15 protein-coding genes and 1 tRNA gene are annotated in these 14891 nt (G+C 64.2%); 7 read left to right on the top strand and 9 right to left on the bottom strand.

The genetic code is table 11. The features are described from left to right. Window positions 1-63: 63 nt before the first annotated feature. The 4 genes from lysM to trmB all read right to left on the bottom strand — a co-directional run bounded on the left by lysM (window position 64) and on the right by trmB (window position 2790). Window positions 64-510, bottom strand: a complete 447-nt coding sequence (gene lysM, locus CLM73_RS25155; protein WP_056559419.1) for a peptidoglycan-binding protein LysM — start codon at window positions 508-510, stop codon at window positions 64-66. A gap of 302 nt (window positions 511-812) precedes the next feature. Beyond that, window positions 813-1013 (bottom strand): sulfur carrier protein ThiS, encoded by a 201-nt coding sequence (gene thiS / locus CLM73_RS25150; protein ID WP_056559414.1) that lies wholly within the window; start codon window positions 1011-1013, stop codon window positions 813-815. Between the two features lie 11 nt (window positions 1014-1024). Then, on the bottom strand, window positions 1025-1966 hold the full coding sequence (gene pip / locus CLM73_RS25145) for a prolyl aminopeptidase (protein WP_105240743.1): 942 nt from the start codon (window positions 1964-1966) through the stop codon (window positions 1025-1027). Continuing rightward, entirely contained in the window at window positions 1966-2790 is an 825-nt protein-coding gene (gene trmB, locus CLM73_RS25140) for a tRNA (guanosine(46)-N7)-methyltransferase TrmB (protein WP_234015742.1), read from the bottom strand. The genes pip and trmB overlap by 1 nt, the downstream gene beginning before the upstream one ends. Window positions 2791-2917: 127 nt before the next feature. Between trmB and CLM73_RS25135 the strand changes: the two genes are divergently transcribed. The 5 genes from CLM73_RS25135 to CLM73_RS25115 all read left to right on the top strand — a co-directional run bounded on the left by CLM73_RS25135 (window position 2918) and on the right by CLM73_RS25115 (window position 7327). Continuing rightward, the gene (locus tag CLM73_RS25135; protein ID WP_105240742.1) at window positions 2918-3814 is read left to right on the top strand and encodes a LysR substrate-binding domain-containing protein; all 897 of its coding nucleotides are present in this window, start codon (window positions 2918-2920) and stop codon (window positions 3812-3814) included. Window positions 3815-3935: 121 nt separating this feature from the next. Next, on the top strand, window positions 3936-5129 hold the full coding sequence (locus CLM73_RS25130; protein ID WP_105240741.1) for a CaiB/BaiF CoA transferase family protein: 1194 nt from the start codon (window positions 3936-3938) through the stop codon (window positions 5127-5129). Continuing rightward, on the top strand, window positions 5126-6079 hold the full coding sequence (locus tag CLM73_RS25125; protein ID WP_105240740.1) for a hydroxymethylglutaryl-CoA lyase: 954 nt from the start codon (window positions 5126-5128) through the stop codon (window positions 6077-6079). The genes CLM73_RS25130 and CLM73_RS25125 overlap by 4 nt, the downstream gene beginning before the upstream one ends. A gap of 75 nt (window positions 6080-6154) precedes the next feature. After that, complete coding sequence (locus CLM73_RS25120; RefSeq protein ID WP_105240739.1) at window positions 6155-7141, top strand: Bug family tripartite tricarboxylate transporter substrate binding protein; 987 nt, start codon at window positions 6155-6157, stop codon at window positions 7139-7141. Window positions 7142-7253: 112 nt separating this feature from the next. Continuing rightward, window positions 7254-7327 (top strand) — tRNA-Gly (locus CLM73_RS25115). Between the two features lie 117 nt (window positions 7328-7444). On the opposite strand, the gene CLM73_RS25110 is transcribed toward CLM73_RS25115, so the two are convergent. Both CLM73_RS25110 and CLM73_RS25105 read right to left on the bottom strand, forming a co-directional pair. After that, on the bottom strand, window positions 7445-8716 hold the full coding sequence (locus tag CLM73_RS25110) for a type II toxin-antitoxin system HipA family toxin (RefSeq protein ID WP_105240738.1): 1272 nt from the start codon (window positions 8714-8716) through the stop codon (window positions 7445-7447). After that, the gene (locus CLM73_RS25105) at window positions 8713-9261 is read right to left on the bottom strand and encodes a helix-turn-helix domain-containing protein (protein ID WP_105240737.1); all 549 of its coding nucleotides are present in this window, start codon (window positions 9259-9261) and stop codon (window positions 8713-8715) included. Before CLM73_RS25105 ends, CLM73_RS25110 begins: the two co-directional genes overlap by 4 nt. 323 nt (window positions 9262-9584) lie before the next feature. On the opposite strand from CLM73_RS25105, the gene CLM73_RS25100 reads away from it, so the two are divergent. Together CLM73_RS25100 and CLM73_RS25095 are read left to right on the top strand one after the other, a co-directional pair. Beyond that, window positions 9585-10490 (top strand): LysR family transcriptional regulator, encoded by a 906-nt coding sequence (locus CLM73_RS25100; protein WP_105240736.1) that lies wholly within the window; start codon window positions 9585-9587, stop codon window positions 10488-10490. Between the two features lie 329 nt (window positions 10491-10819). Beyond that, window positions 10820-12031: a hypothetical protein gene (locus CLM73_RS25095; RefSeq protein WP_105240735.1), complete on the top strand. Its 1212-nt coding sequence runs from the start codon at window positions 10820-10822 to the stop codon at window positions 12029-12031. Window positions 12032-12067: 36 nt separating this feature from the next. Here CLM73_RS25095 and CLM73_RS25090 read toward each other — a convergent pair whose 3' ends face one another. The 3 genes from CLM73_RS25090 to CLM73_RS25080 form a co-directional block, all read right to left on the bottom strand. Then, window positions 12068-12664, bottom strand: coding sequence for a hypothetical protein (locus CLM73_RS25090; protein WP_234015741.1), 597 nt, complete (start codon window positions 12662-12664; stop codon window positions 12068-12070). A gap of 103 nt (window positions 12665-12767) precedes the next feature. Beyond that, window positions 12768-12953: a hypothetical protein gene (locus tag CLM73_RS25085; protein WP_105240733.1), complete on the bottom strand. Its 186-nt coding sequence runs from the start codon at window positions 12951-12953 to the stop codon at window positions 12768-12770. Window positions 12954-13006: 53 nt separating this feature from the next. Then, window positions 13007-14851, bottom strand: a complete 1845-nt coding sequence (locus CLM73_RS25080; RefSeq protein WP_105240732.1) for an ABC transporter ATP-binding protein — start codon at window positions 14849-14851, stop codon at window positions 13007-13009. Window positions 14852-14891 lie beyond the last annotated feature (40 nt).

Genomic DNA, 14891 nt, shown 5'->3' with positions numbered 1-14891 from the left:
CGCGCCGCGACACAAGCCGGAGAACGCATGGGTGTCCTCCGGATTGTTTGAATTCGGTGCCGCTTACGACAGCGGCGGAATGCGCAGCACCTGGCCCGGGTAGATCTTGTCGGGGCTGGTGAGCATGGGCTTGTTGGCTTCGAAGATGAGGGTGTTCTTGGCGCCCTGGCCCTTGCCGTATTGCGCTTCGGCGATCTTCCACAGGTTGTCGCCCTTTTGCACGGTGTACATCTTGGCTTCCGGCGTGGCCTGCTTGACCTGCAACTGGTTGTCCACCGCGGCCACGCCAACCGTGTTGCCCAGCGCCAGCGAAATCTTCTCGGCGTCTTCCGTGCTCAACGCCTGACCCGCGACCGTGACCTTGTCGCCGTCCACCGTGATTTGCAGGCCATCCGCGTTCAGGCCGTGCTTATCCAGCTCTTTCTTCAATTCCTCTGCCGTCGCGGCCTTGGCCTCGCTGGCGCCGAAGAGCTTTTCTCCAACGTCCTTGATGAAATTGAGCAGACCCATAGCGTTTCCTTTATCGATATTGCGGTGAGAAAACCTGTGCTCTAGAAGGCGCCTGCCAGGTTGAAGGCGGCGCGATAGAAACGATTATGACTCGCACATTTGCCCTACGACGAGGGGTTGTGGTGTAACAGGTTGCTAGCCTTCTGCCAGACTACGCAACAATGCTGGCACCTTCGCAGCACGTTGGTATCTGGGGGCGTAAGCCCCCTCGTGCGTGGGGCGGCATGCAAAAAGGCCGCTGGGTGTCAGCGGCCTTCAAAGGGGGTCTCGATGCGGCGCCGGAGCGCTGCTGTGACCGTAATTCAGCCGCCGCCCACCGCGACCACGATCTCGATCTGGTCGCCGTCGGACAGCGCCGTCTGCGCGTGCTGGCTCTTGGGCACGATTTCGCCGTTGCGTTCGACGGCCACGCGCTTGCCCGCGTAGCCCAGCGTTTCGAGCAATTCGTTGACCGTGGTGTCCAGCGGGAACTCGCGGGCGTCTCCGTTCAGGGTGATGTGCATGTCAGGGCTCCTCACTGTTTGGCGTAGGCGTCGGTGGCGGCGATCAGGCGCGCCAGCGTGCCGGGTTCGTCGAAGGCATGGCCGGCATCGGGCACCAGGTGAAACTGCGCTTCCGGCCACGCGCGGTGCAGGTCCCACGCGGTACGTGCGGGCGTGCAGACGTCGTAGCGGCCCTGCACGATGGTGCCGGGGATGCCGCGCAGCTTCTGCGCGTCGCGGATCAGCTGGCCTTCTTCCATGAAGCCGGCGTTGAAGAAATAGTGGTTTTCAATGCGCGCAAAGGCCAGCGCCGCGCGGTCGGCGGCATGGCTTTGCTGATGGCGCGGGCTGGGCAAGAGCGTGATCGTGCTGTCTTCCCATTTGCTCCAGGCCTTGGCGGCGCGCAGTTGCTCGACGGGGTCGTTGCCCGTCAGGCGCTTGTGGTACGCGGTGACCAGGTCGCCGCGTTCGGCTTCGGGGATCGGCGCCAGGTACTCTTCCCAGCGGTCGGGAAACAGCCACGACGCGCCTTCCTGGTAGAACCATTGAATCTCGGCGCGGCGCAGGCCGAAGATGCCGCGCAGCACGAGTTCGCTGGTGTGCGCCGGGTGCGTCTCGGAATAGGCCAGCCCCAGCGTCGACCCCCAGGACCCGCCAAACACCAGCCACTTCTCGGCGCCCATGACCTCGGTGCGCAGGCGTTCGATGTCGGCGACCAGATGCCAGGTGGTGTTGTTGTCCAGGCTGGCGTGGGGTTGCGAACGGCCGCAGCCGCGCTGATCAAAGAGCAGCACGTTGTAGCGTTGCGGATCGAACAACTGCCGGTGCACGGGCGAGCAGCCGCTGCCGGGCCCGCCATGCAGGAAGACGGCGGGCTTGCCGTTGGGGTTGCCGCACATTTCCCAATAGATCTGGTGACCGTCTCCGGTATCCAGCATGCCTTGGCGGTAGGGTTCGATCGGCGGATAGAGCATCAGGCGACTCGCTTGAAGATCAGGTCCCAGACGCCGTGGCCCAGGCGCAGGCCGCGTGTCTCGAATTTGGTGAGGGGGCGGTAATCGGGGCGCGGCGCGTAGCCGTCGACGGTGTTCTTCAGGAGCGGCTCGCCGCTCAGCACTTCCAGCATCTGCACCGCGTAATCTTCCCAATCGGTGGCGCAGTGGATGTAGCCGCCGGGCGCGATGCGGCTGGCCAGCAGCGAGACGAACGCGGGCTGGATCAGGCGGCGCTTGTGATGGCGCTTCTTGGGCCACGGGTCCGGAAAGTAGATGTGCACGCCGGCCAGGGAATCGGGGGCGATCATGTCGCGCACCACTTCGACGGCGTCATGCTGGATGATGCGCAGGTTCTGAATGCTGGAGTCTTCGATGCGGCGCAGCAGCGATCCGACGCCAGCGTTGAACACTTCCACGCCCAGGAAGTTGTCGCCAGGCCGGGCCAGCGCGATCTTTTCGGTGGTTTCGCCCATGCCGAAGCCGATCTCCAGCACCGTCGGGGCCTGCCGGCCGAAGGCGGCAGCCGGATCCAGGCGGCGGGGGGCGTAGGGGAGGGACCATTGGCCCATCAGGCGTTCCAGCGCGGCAAGCTGGCCCTGGGTGATGTGGCCGCGGCGATGGACGAAGCTGCGGATGTGCGCGGCGCCCGGGCTGTTGGGCGCATACGCGGCGCTGGCCAGCGCGGCCTGGATTTCCGGGGAAACGGGGGCGGGCGCGGCGTTGGCGGCGGGCGTGGCGGGCGCGTCCGCGGGGAGGTCCGCAGGGGTGTTCGTGGAGCTGTTGGTGGGCTTGTTCGTATTCATAGGCGGGATTGTAGTGGCAGGTCCGCCCGTGCGGAGCCGGTCATAGGGACTAAAACAGGGACACATTTGTCCCGGCCGCCTGCGGCTATAGTTTCAGCCCGGTTTCCCTGCGCCGTAGACCATTTTCATGAACTTTGCCCGGATCGACCTCGTCACGCTTGCCCTGTTTGTCGCCGTGGCGCGCCAGGGAAGCATCTCGGCGGGTGCGCGCCAGTCGCATCTGGCGGTGGGCGCGGCCAGCAAGCGCATCTCGGACCTGGAAGCCGCGCTGGGTTCGCCCCTGCTATTTCGCAATGCCGCCGGCGTGGAACTGACCGACGCCGGCCAGGCGTGCGTGGTGCACGCGCTGCGCGTGCTGCAGGAAGTCGAGCAGATGGCCGGCGCGCTGTCCGACTTCGCGCAAGGGGTACGAGGGCAGGTGCGCATCGCCGCCAATACCTCGTCGCTGACGCAGTTTCTGCCCGAGGACCTGGCCGCCTTCATGGACGAGCACCCCGCCGTGCGTATCGACCTGGAAGAGCAGAACAGCAGCGACATCGTCACCGCCGTGCTGGAGAACCGCGCGGACATCGGCGTGTTTGCCGACCGCACGCCGGCAGAGGGGCTTGCCACTTTCCCGTATCGCCTGGACGAGCTGGTGCTCATCGTGCCGCAGCGCCATCCGCTCGCCGCCGAGCCGCAGGTCGCCTTCGCGGACACGCTCGCCTACGACTACGTCGGCCTGCCGCCCGCGACGTCGCTGGCGACCCGGCTGTCGGAAGAAAGCGGCCGCATGGGCCGGGCGATGCGGCTGCGCATCCAGGTGCGCAGCTTTGACGCCATCTGCCGCATGGTGGCGGCCACGCGCGGCGTTGGCATCCTGCCGCGCATCGCTGCCGAGCCGCACGCGCGGTCGATGCCCATCCGTCTGATCCCGCTAACTGACGAGTGGGCGCGCCGCTGGCTGCTTCTGGGCGTGCGCGACGCCGACACCCTGACCGTGGCCGCGCGGCTGCTGCTGGCCCATCTGCGCGGCGAGGGCTGAGGGTTACCCCGGGGTTTCTCGTTCCGGGAATGCCCCTTTCCCCGATTGTCCATTCCGCTTCGCGCCGCTTTGCGCGCACACTGCCTTCCATCACTACCGTAAGACGCGCCTGGGAGGCGATATGGCAGGGCAGATTCTTGCCGGCATTCGTGTGCTGGAACTCGGACAACTTATCGCGGGGCCTTTCGCGGCCAAGACGCTGGCGGACTTTGGCGCGCAGGTCATCAAGATCGAGCCGCCGGGCCAAGGCGATCCGCTGCGCAAATGGCGTCTCCTGCACGAGGGCACCTCGGTGTGGTGGGAGGCGCAGTCGCGCAACAAGCAGTCGGTCTGCGTGGACCTGCGCCAGCAGGAAGGCCAGGACATCGTGCGCATGCTGGCGCGCGAGGCCGACGTGCTGATCGAAAACTTCCGCCCCGGCACGCTGGAAAAATGGGGCTTGTCGTGGGAAGCGCTGCACGAACTGAATCCCCGCCTCATCATGCTGCGCATTTCGGGCTATGGGCAGACCGGCCCCAAGGCGCGCGAACCGGGTTTTGCCGCGATTGGCGAAGCCATGGCGGGCCTGCGCTACCTGAACGGTGAGCCGGGCCGCGCGCCGGTGCGCGCCGGGCTGTCGCTGGGCGACACCATTGCCGGCCTGCATGGCGCGCTGGGCGTGATGCTGGCGCTGTACCAACGCGATGCGCGCGGCGGCGTGGGGCAGGTGATCGACACCGCGCTGTATGAGAGCCTTTTCAACCTCAGCGAGAGCCTGTTGCCTGAGTATTCGGTGTTCGGCGCGGTGCGCGAACCGGCCGGCGCGTCGCTGCCCGGCATCGCGCCGTCCAACGCCTATCCGTGCCAGGACGGCTACGTGCTCATCGCGGGCAATGGCGACGCCATCTACACCCGCTTGATGGCGCGCATCGGCCGCGACGACCTGGGACAGGATCCGGCGCTGGCGCACAACGACGGCCGCGCGCGCCGCGTGCAAGAGATCGACGCCGCCATCGGCGCGTGGACGCACGAACGGCGGATCGACGACGTCCTGGCCGCGATGCTGGAAGCGGGTGTGCCCGCCGGCCGCATCTATTCCATCGCCGATATTGCCAAGGATCCGCACTACCGCGCCCGCAACGCCATCACCTCGATGGAATCCGCGGCGGGCGTGCAGGTGGAAATGCCGGCCGTCTTCCCGTACCTGTCGTCCAATCCCGGCGCGGTGCGCGAACGGGCGCCGACGCTCGGCGAACACACCGACGCGGTGCTGGCGTCCGCAGGCCTGACCGAAGAACAGCGCGCCGCTTTGCGCGCCAAGGGAGTGATTGCATGAACCACGGCCCCGCCCGCATCGAGATCAACGAGGTCGGCCCGCGCGATGGCCTGCAGATCGAGAAGACCATGGTGTCCACCGACGACAAGGTCGCCTTCGTGGATGCGCTGTCCGACTGCGGTTTTGCCCGCATCGAGGTCACCAGCTTCACCTCACCCAAAGCCATTCCCGCGCTGGCCGACGCCGTCGACGTCATGCGCCGCATCCGCCGCCGTCCCGGCGTGATCTACACCGCGCTGGTCCCGAACGTGCGCGGACTGGAACGCGCGCTGGAGGCCGGCACCGACGAGATGAACCTCGTCATGTCGTGCAGCGAGACGCACAACCGCGCCAACCTGCGCATGACGCGCGACCAGTCGTTTGCCGAGCTGTCGCAGGTGCTGACCGCCGCGGCAAAGGCCGGCGCGCCGTGCAACGTGTCCTTGTCGACCGCGTTTGGCTGTCCGTTCGATGGCGATGTGCCCGCCGACACGGTGCTGGATTTGGCCGCGCGTCTGGTCGATGCGGGCGCTGCCGGCATCACGCTGTGCGACACGACGGGCATGGCGTTTCCGACGCAAGTGGCCGCGCTGTGCGAACAGGCGGCTGCTCGCCTGCCGGCCACGGCGCTGACCGTACACCTGCACAACACGCGCGGCATGGCGCTGGCCAATGCCATCGCGGCCTGGCAGACCGGCATCACGCGCTTTGATGCCGCTGCCGGCGGCCTGGGCGGATGCCCTTACGCGCCGGGCGCCAGCGGCAACGTCAACACCGAAGAACTGGTCCACATGTTTGCCTGCATGGGCGTGGAGACCGGCGTGTCGCTTGAGCCGTTGCTGGCCATCGTGCGCAGCCTGCCCGGCCTGGTCCAGCGTGATCTGTCCAACGTGCTGTTGCAGGCGGGGCCAAGGCTGGCCCTGCATGCGCCGCCCGCGTGGCTGGCCGAACGGTTTGCGGCCGATGCCTGATTGATTGGTCTTTTTCAAGCAGTACCTGCAGTACCCGAACCACCCACAGATAAAACAATACCCAGGAGACAACGCATGGCTTCTTTCCGCCTGCCCACCGCGCTGCGCGTCAGCGCCGCCTTCGCCCTGATCACCGCTGCTGGCGCGGCCAGCGCACAGGCCGATTTCCCCAACCGTCCCGTCACGCTGATCGTGTCCGCCGCGCCGGGCGGCACGACCGACATCGCCGCCCGCCTGATCGCGCAGCCCTTGGGCGCGGCGCTGGGCCAGAGCGTCGTCGTCGAGAACAAGCCCGGCGCCTCGGGCGGCATCGCCGCGCAGGCCGTGGCGCGCGCCAAGCCGGACGGCTACACGCTGCTGCTGCAGTACTCGGGCTTTCAGGTCATCACGCCGCACGTGACGCCCGCCGCCGGCTGGGATCCCATCAAGGATTTCGCGCCGGTCGCCAACGTGCTGTCCGCGCCGCAAGTCGTGGTCGTGCGTCCCGATCTGCCCATCAAGTCCTTGAAGGAGCTGGTCGCGTACGCCAAGGCCAATCCGGGCAAGCTGAATTACGCGTCGTCGGGCAACGGCTCGCTGCAGCAGGTCGCCACGGAACTGCTCAACCAGATGGCCGGCACGCAGATCACGCACATCCCGTACAAGGGCACCGGCCCCGCGCTGAACGATCTCTTGGGTGGCGCCGTCGACATGACCATCACCACGCCGCCGCCGCTCCTGGGTCAGATCGCCGCAGGCAAGCTGCGCGCGCTGGCGGTCACGGGCAACGCGCGTTTGCCGTCGCTGCCCGACGTGCCCACGGCCGCCGAAGCCGGCTACCCCGACCTGATCGTCTCGTCGTGGTTCGCGATGTACGCGCCGAAGGACACGCCCGCACCGGTCGTCGACAAGATCGCGGGCGAGATCCAGAAAATCATGAAGACCGACGGGTTCCGCAAGAAGGCAGCCGAGCAGGGCGCCGAGGCGATCTTCATGGGCCCGAAGGAACTGGGCGCCTACACGCAGACCGAGCTGGACCGCTGGGGCAAGGTGGTCAAGGCCGCCAACATCACGGCGAATTGATAACGGCGAATTTTCGGTCGACGGGGGCGGGCATTTTTGACCCGCCCCGACTAAAAAAAGCCGCGCTATAATCGCGGCTCTGCCCGGCCCACGGCTGCGGCACGACACCCGAGCGGGTGTAGTTCAATGGTAGAACGGCAGCTTCCCAAGCTTCATACGAGGGTTCGATTCCCTTCACCCGCTCCACTGCTTACATTCAGAAGGTTCCGGCCTGGAACTTGAATCCGACGATGAAGTTTCGGGCATTCAGCCCGCCGCCAAGCCTCGTCGATCCCCTGCTTGTGTCGAATGCGCCTGTTTGGGTCAGTTCTGCGCGAGACGAAAAGCCTCAGCCATCCGATCTTGTTCACGCGCAGGTAGCCCCAGGCTTCTGGCAAGCGTTCGCCATTGGCGGACAATCCCTTGAAACTCGTCAATGATTTCATCGGCATCAACCAAACTCAATCGGAAATACGCGGCGACGTCGCGAGCGAGTTCCAAATCCAAGGCATTGTCCGCTTCAGTGATGTTGAGCTTGAGCCCATCTGCAATGGGCACTGGGTTCATGTCATATGCAGCCGAGAGGCGCCATCCTGATCCTGGGATCAGGATGAACCCGTGATTTCGCAGATGATCGTCCGTGTTGGAGACGAGAAGGTTGAAGACGATTCTGGACCAGAGTTCGCGCAGGTCGGCATTGGTCTGCGCGCCATGCCTGATCAGCACCTCGGCCAGATCTAGATAGCTGACACCGGTCGAGGCATCTTCTCCATCCACATGACCGGTCATGGTCATGGCGGAGGCAAAGTGCAGGCGTTTCCCATCATCGGTCCGATCAAACCGTCGCACCATGAAGCAGTGATGGTCACTCGCAAATTTCCGCGCTTCGGCAGCGGCAACATTCAGTCCGCAGCCCACAGCGAGGGCGTTGATGACCATTTCCCAGCCGCCGACATCGTATTCATCACGCGCGCTGGGGAATTTGGCGATGTATAGGTGCCCCTGCTCGTCGGCCACGCTCGCCTTGGGTCGGGCGCCGCCCAGCGAGCCACCGGGCGCGATAAGCATCCTGAGCCATTGCTGGCCCTGCTGGGACGCGTTGTCTTGATCCTGTTCCAGCGCTCTAGCCGCTTGCTCCAGGGCCCGAATCTCGGTGAAGGGCGGGGCAGCAAGTCCGTTGGCGTTGTCGAGGAACTCGCCTTGATCTTCTCGCTTGTAGCGCAAAGCGCCCACGCGGTAGAGATCGTGGACGCCTAGCAGGTAATCCGTCTCATACAGCCGTGTACCGGCCGGCAGGATACCTGCGCGGATATCACGCTCGAGGCGGCGATCCATGAGCATACGACCCCAGCGATCCGGGCTGGAATCGGCAAACACGCCGAACCTGTCTTGTGGGGCAGTTGGATACTGCGGACCTTCGAAAAGAAAGAGCTTCGGGTCGAGCACCAATTGGCCAATCACGGGGTCGGCCAGCGCCGCGGGGTCATACTGAAACTCAAACGTCTCGTGCGCGCGCGTCCTGCGGGAGTTCAGAAACCCAAGCCGCTGCGGTTGTTGAAGGCCTTTCCAATCTGCATAGACTGCAATCATCGTCATGTCTTTGCGCCCTTTTTTTTCATTTTTGAGGCGGGTTTCAAAAGTGAAGCAAGGCTTGTCGAAGTGGTCGTAGTGGATTTGGCAGATGCGGGTGTTGGGTCCGCTTTGGTGCTAGGGCTTGAAGCATTGTCTTGGTTCGCCATCACTTGGCTGCTGGCATTGCGCGCTCGCGGCTTGCCGGTTTCCAGGCTTGGCTGAGATTTCCGAGTACCCATATCCCTATTGGTGATGGGCGGAACGTGGCCAAGTCTGCTGGCCTTCACGAGGCGTGAGTCCTGAAGCCTGCGACCAAGCTCGTCCTCGGCTGCGAGCAGGGCTAGGTCTCGTTCAACGCCGAGCACCTGCATCACTGAAAGATAGGCGCCTATGGTCACTCCTGCGCCGCCTGCTTCCAAGGAACGAAGTGTCATCGGCGACATGCCGGCGCGCTCTGCCACTTGTTTGGCCGTGATCCGTCGGCGCAGGCGCGCGAGTCTGAGCCGCTCCCCGAATTCCGCGAGGAGCTTCTCTGTTGCGGGCATGAGAGGGGCAGTCTTCTTTGCCATGACGCTAATATTCCTGCATTTTTGCCTGGAAAGAGGAAGAATATTAGCGCTATAGCGTATTTGCGTCTATGAGGCCGGCTTAGACTTTATGCCATGCACACTGATGAATGTGCCAATATTTTGGCGTTTTTTGCCCGAAAGCATAAAAATATTGTCTGCCGAGCTTCCTTGGTAGCGTCACCGCTGACGAGTCGGTTTAGCGCGCGGCTGCGCACCGCCGATTTGCTAGCGCCGGACAGTCGCCGGAATAACGGGAAAACACGGCAAGATTGAAACGACTATGCATGTTTATGGATAATCGCTTCATCTCTGGGAGTCTAAGCATGGATCAACTGACAGCAATTCGCGGTTTTGCCCGTGTGGTGGAGGCGGGCAGTTTCACGCGGGCGGCGGACTCGTTGGATATGCCCAATGCCACGCTCAGCAAGATCGTGCAGGACCTGGAGGCGCACCTTGGCGTGCGCCTGCTGCAGCGGACGACGCGGCGCGTCACCGTCACGCCGGAGGGCCGCGAGTATTACGAAAAGGCGTTGCGCATCGTGCGCGACTTGGAAGACATCGACGGGTCGTTCAATGCCGTGCAAGGCAAGCCAAAAGGACACCTGCGCATCGACGTGGGCGGCTCCACCGCACGCGACGTGTTGATCCCCGCGATCTCCGATTTTCTAACGCGCTATCCCGATATCCGGATCGACTTTGGGGTGTCGGACCGCCCCGTCAATCTGATCACCGACAACGTCGATTGTGTGATCCGCGGCGGTCCGCTTGACGATTCTTCGCTGGTGGCGCGGCTGATTGGCACTGCCGATCTGATTACCTGCGCCACGCCGGGGTACCTCAAGCAGTTCGGCACGCCCGCCTATCCGGACGAGTTGAAGAACGGCCACAAGCTGGTCAGCTATCTGTCGCCGCAGAATGGCCGCGCGTTTCCGTTCCGTTTTGAGCGCGATGGGGAAAAGACGGAGATCAAGGTCGAGCATCGCGTCGGCGTCAACGAAAGCAACGCGCATCTGGCGGCGGCGCTGGCGGGTTTGGGCATTGTGCAGACCTTCACGTATGCGGCCGGCCCCGCGTTAAAGAGCGGCGCGCTCGTCGAGATCCTGAAACCGTGGCGGCCGCAGCCGTATCCCTTTCATGTGGTGTACCCCCACAATCGGCATGTCACGCATCGGCTGCGCGTTTTCATCGACTGGCTGGTCGAAACGCTTCCCGCGCGGCTCAGGTATTGAGTCTGGTTGCCGGGGCATTCTCGATTAGCTGGCGCATGGGTCTGTGCAGGGAAATTTCCATCGATCCCTATCGAATATGTGGTGCGATCCGCGCAATTGAGATCTGTGCTGACCTCAATCAACTGACAGCCAACGAAGGGCAATAAGGGCTGATAGCCCCTGGTAAAACGACGTCGAAAATCGATGGCGAAGCACTCCTTGCTTTCGTCGTCATGATCGGAATCCGAGCCGGCTTTCTTTGCCGCAAGCGACCATCCATCGACTTCGTTATTGGGGAGTGCTCAATCCATGTTGCGCCCACGTGCGTTCCTTTTGTTTGGCATGCCGGCATGACGCAGGCTCCCCTCGCGCTTCTTGAGCGCCTGCGCGTCGACGGCGTCATTCGCGCTGACCAACATGCCGCTGCGCTGATGCGGCTGGAAGCGATGCCGGTGGCGCCCTTCGTGACGCTGGGTGGCGCCCTGGTCTGGCTTGCGACAGAGGACATCCTGTCCGATCTGGATCTGGATGAAATGTTCGAGTTGGCTGCAACCGAGGGCGCGTTTGCCAGCAACGCCACACGGCGTCAGGCGCTCGCCGAACTGAACGCGTTGTGCCAGCACGAATTTGATAGACATGTCGCGCAACTGGAGCGGGGCGGCCTGCTCAAGGCCCTTTTGCCCGGACCGCTCTGGGCCTGGCTTGGCGGTGGCGCCATCGCGATTGCCGCAGTCGCGTGGTACTTCATCGCGCCGGATAGGACCCCGCAATGCGGAGCTGCGGACGTGGAGAGAAGCTTGCGGGCCCGCCTGTACGCCACAAGCGCCTTGAACAGGGCCGAGAGCGCCGGTCCCGTCTGGCCTGCGCCGCCGGACGTGCTCAAAGCGGCCTTCGTTGACGTCAAGGAGGTCGGTTATCTGGACGCCGACCGGTCGCGCGGCTGCACCGCCACGATGATGACGGGCAATACCGCCGCGCCCATTGCCTACCTCATCAGACCGAACGGCGAGGGCGACATGGTGGTTTCAGCGGCTGATCCGCGCGTGGTGCGCGTCCGCTTTGGTCAGGCCAGCAATCATGGCAAGCCGCAGGACATGGGCCAGCCCGCGGGCGCGGTGAATCTGGCGGCCGCATTCGAGCGAGCGGTCGCGGCCGGGGAGGCGCGGATGCGGCACCCGGACCGCCAGGCGGCCATCGATCGCGAGCGCCTGCGGCGGGGACTGCCGCCCGAGCGCGAAACGCGCGGCGTGCGCAATGTATTTCCAATAGGAAATTGCAAGGATCTTGGCGCAGGCAAATGGTCCTGCCGCCTGGTGATGGAATACCGGGATCGCCAGATGTCGGCCGCCGGCCGATCTGACTGGCAGGTGCTCGAGGGAGATTTCAGTTTCGTGCAGAAAGGCGCGGCCTGGGAGGCTGGCGAAAACTTCCAGCGCCAATACACGGACGCCATTGTGCGAGCCCGCGTGGCGGAACTGAAGACAGACGAGGCGGCGGCGCAGCCGGAGGAGATTCAGCGCCAGCAGACGGATACCCGTGCCGGGGGAAGCGCACCCCGCTAACGCGAAGGCGCATCCGATCCGGAATGTCCGAAGCCCTTAGAAGCTGGGCTTTCTGGTATTGCTGCGATCCACATACTCGATCCGGGCGTTCATCCATGCCGGGTCGTGCATCTGAATGCTGACGCCGCTGTATTTCAATACTGCCTGCGTCATGTCCGTCGAGCAGCCCATGCCGGGGTTCGTGCTGGGCTTGGTGCACCATTCCAGGCTGAGGTCATTGGGATAGTTGGACTGGCGGCCGTATTTTTCCAGCACGGCTTTGCCCATGGCTTCCTTGTTGGCCGGGGTCCACGGCAACTCGTAACGGATCTGGGACACCGCCAGCGGCCGTTGTTTGTCGACGGGCACGCGCGGCTCGAAGTGGACGATGAAGCTCACGCCGTCCTTGTCGTAGCTGAAATTCATCGGCATCTTGGTGTTCGTGACGGGGTTGTTCGCCGCGTAGCCGATCCGGATGTCTTTCTTGGTGACGTGGAAATTCTTGGCCGTGGCGGCGAGCGCTTCGTCAAAGTCCATGCCCGTCTTGACGCCAGCGACGTCAAACGTGCGGGGGTCGACCGAACGCGGGGATGCGGCATTCGCGGGTGCAACGACGACAGCGGCCAGCGCGGAAATAAGGAGTGCAGCTTTCAACTTCAAAATAAAGATCCTTTTCGAATAGCGCGGGGATTATCCGATCGGGTCTTTATTGTGTCCCTAATAAAGTGCAACCAAACTTGTCGTCGAACCTGTTTATTCAGACGGTGAACGCGATGACGAAGCCCAGCAGGGCAACGGTCATCAGCCCGCCCGCGACGGCCGCGGAAGGGCGGTGATCCGGGCCGGAGCCGTTGTCCTTGAATCGGAAGGGCCGCTTGGCGCCGATGTACACGCTGGCCGCCAGGGCTGCCACCGCGACTGCGCCGGATGCGTAGGCAAGCATCTGGACTCCAGAACCATGCAATGAAAGGGCCGGACGCGCGCCCGGCCGCGAAATCAAACCGGCTGGCTCGGATCTTCGGCCAGAAAACCGCCGCTTTGATGCCGCCACAGGCGTGCGTACACACCGTTCATCGCCAGCAGTTCCGCGTGACTCCCCTGTTCGATGATGCGCCCCTGGTCCATCACGATGAGCCGGTCCATCGCGGCAATGGTCGACAGGCGGTGGGCGATGGCGATGACGGTCTTGCCCTGCATGACTTCGTCCAGGCTTTCCTGAATGGCGGCTTCCACTTCCGAATCCAGTGCGCTGGTGGCTTCGTCCAGCAGCAGGATGGGCGCGTTCTTGAGCATGACGCGGGCAATGGCGATGCGCTGGCGTTGGCCGCCGGACAGCTTGACCCCGCGTTCGCCGACAAGCGTGTCGTAGCCGGTGTTGCCGTGCGAGTCGCTGAGCTGCTCGATGAAGTCGTCGGCCTGGGCGCGGGCCGCGGCGGCGCGGATCTCCTCGCGGCTGGCGTCGGGACGGCCATAGGCGATGTTGTCGCAGATGGAGCGGTGCAGGAGCGAGGTGTCCTGCGTGACCATGCCGATGGCGCTGCGCAGGCTGTCCTGCGTGACCTTTGAGATGTCCTGGCCGTCGATGCGGATGTGGCCGCGCTCGACGTCGTAGAAGCGCAGCAGCAGGTTGATGAGTGTCGATTTGCCGGCGCCGGATCGTCCGACCAGGCCGATCTTTTCGCCGGGGCGCACGGTGAGGGTCAGGCCGTCGAGGACCTGGCGCTCGTTGTTGTAGTTGAAATCGACGTCGTCGAACTGGACCTCGCCCCGCGTGACGTCCAGCGTGGCGGCGTTGGGCGCGTCCTGGACTTTCGGGACGTGGGTCAGGGTGGCGATGCCGTCCTGCACGGTGCCGATGTTCTCGAAGAGCGAGGTCATCTGCCACATGATCCAGTGCGACATGCCGTTCACGCGCAGCGCCATGGCGGTCACGGCCGCGACTGCGCCAGTGCCGATTTCGTTGCCGTGCCACAGCCACAGCGCGTAGCCGCCGGCCCCCAGGATCAGTGCGGACACCAGTGCCTGGTTGACGATTTCAAACTGGCTGACCAGGCGCATCTGGCGGTAGCCGGTTTCCTTGAAGTCCTCCATGGCGGCGCGCGCGAAGCGGGCCTCGCGGTTGGTGTGCGAGAAGAGCTTGACGGTGGTGATGTTGGTGTAGGCGTCGGTGACGCGCCCCGTCATGGACGAGCGGGCATGCGCCTGCTCCTTGCCGACCGTGCCCAGCCGCGGCACGAAATACATCATGGCCAGGCCGTAAAGCGCCATCCAGCCGATGAAGGGCAGCATCAGGCGCCAGTCGAAGCCGCCGGCCAGCGCGACGATGGTGACGAAATAGACGGCGATGCCCAGCACAATTTCGCAGAAGGTCAGCAGCACTTCGCGCACGGCAAGCGCGGTCTGCATGACCTTGGTGGTGACGCGGCCGGCGAATTCATCGGAGAAGAATGACAGGCTCTGGCGCAGCATCATGCGGTGAAAGTCCCAGCGTAGGCGTAGCGGCAGGTTGATGGCCAGGACCTGATGTTGGACCAGCGTGCGCAGCGCGACGACGCCAACGCTGACACACAGCACGATGGCGATGCCCCACAGGACCTGGCGTTCGTGCGCCGACGCGGCCTCGCCGGCTTTCCAGACGGTGAGCATGTCGACGACCTGGCCCAGGAAGGCGAAGAGCCACGCTTCGTAGATGGAAACCGCCGCGCTCAGGATCGCCAGCGCGGCGATGTAGCGGCGCGAACCATGCGTGCAGAACCACAGGAACGCGAAGAAACCCGTGGGGGGCGGCGGGACGTTCTCGGAAGGGAACGGATTGAGCTGGCTTTCAAATCTGCGGAACAAGGCAGAGACTCCAAATTCACGAATTAATGCGAGGCGGTCG

The organism is Achromobacter spanius (assembly GCF_002966795.1).
Taxonomy (GTDB): Bacteria; Pseudomonadota; Gammaproteobacteria; order Burkholderiales; family Burkholderiaceae_B; genus Achromobacter; species Achromobacter spanius_D.
Note: the sequence above shows the minus strand (reverse complement) of the source record. Positions and strands in the feature narration are given on the sequence as shown.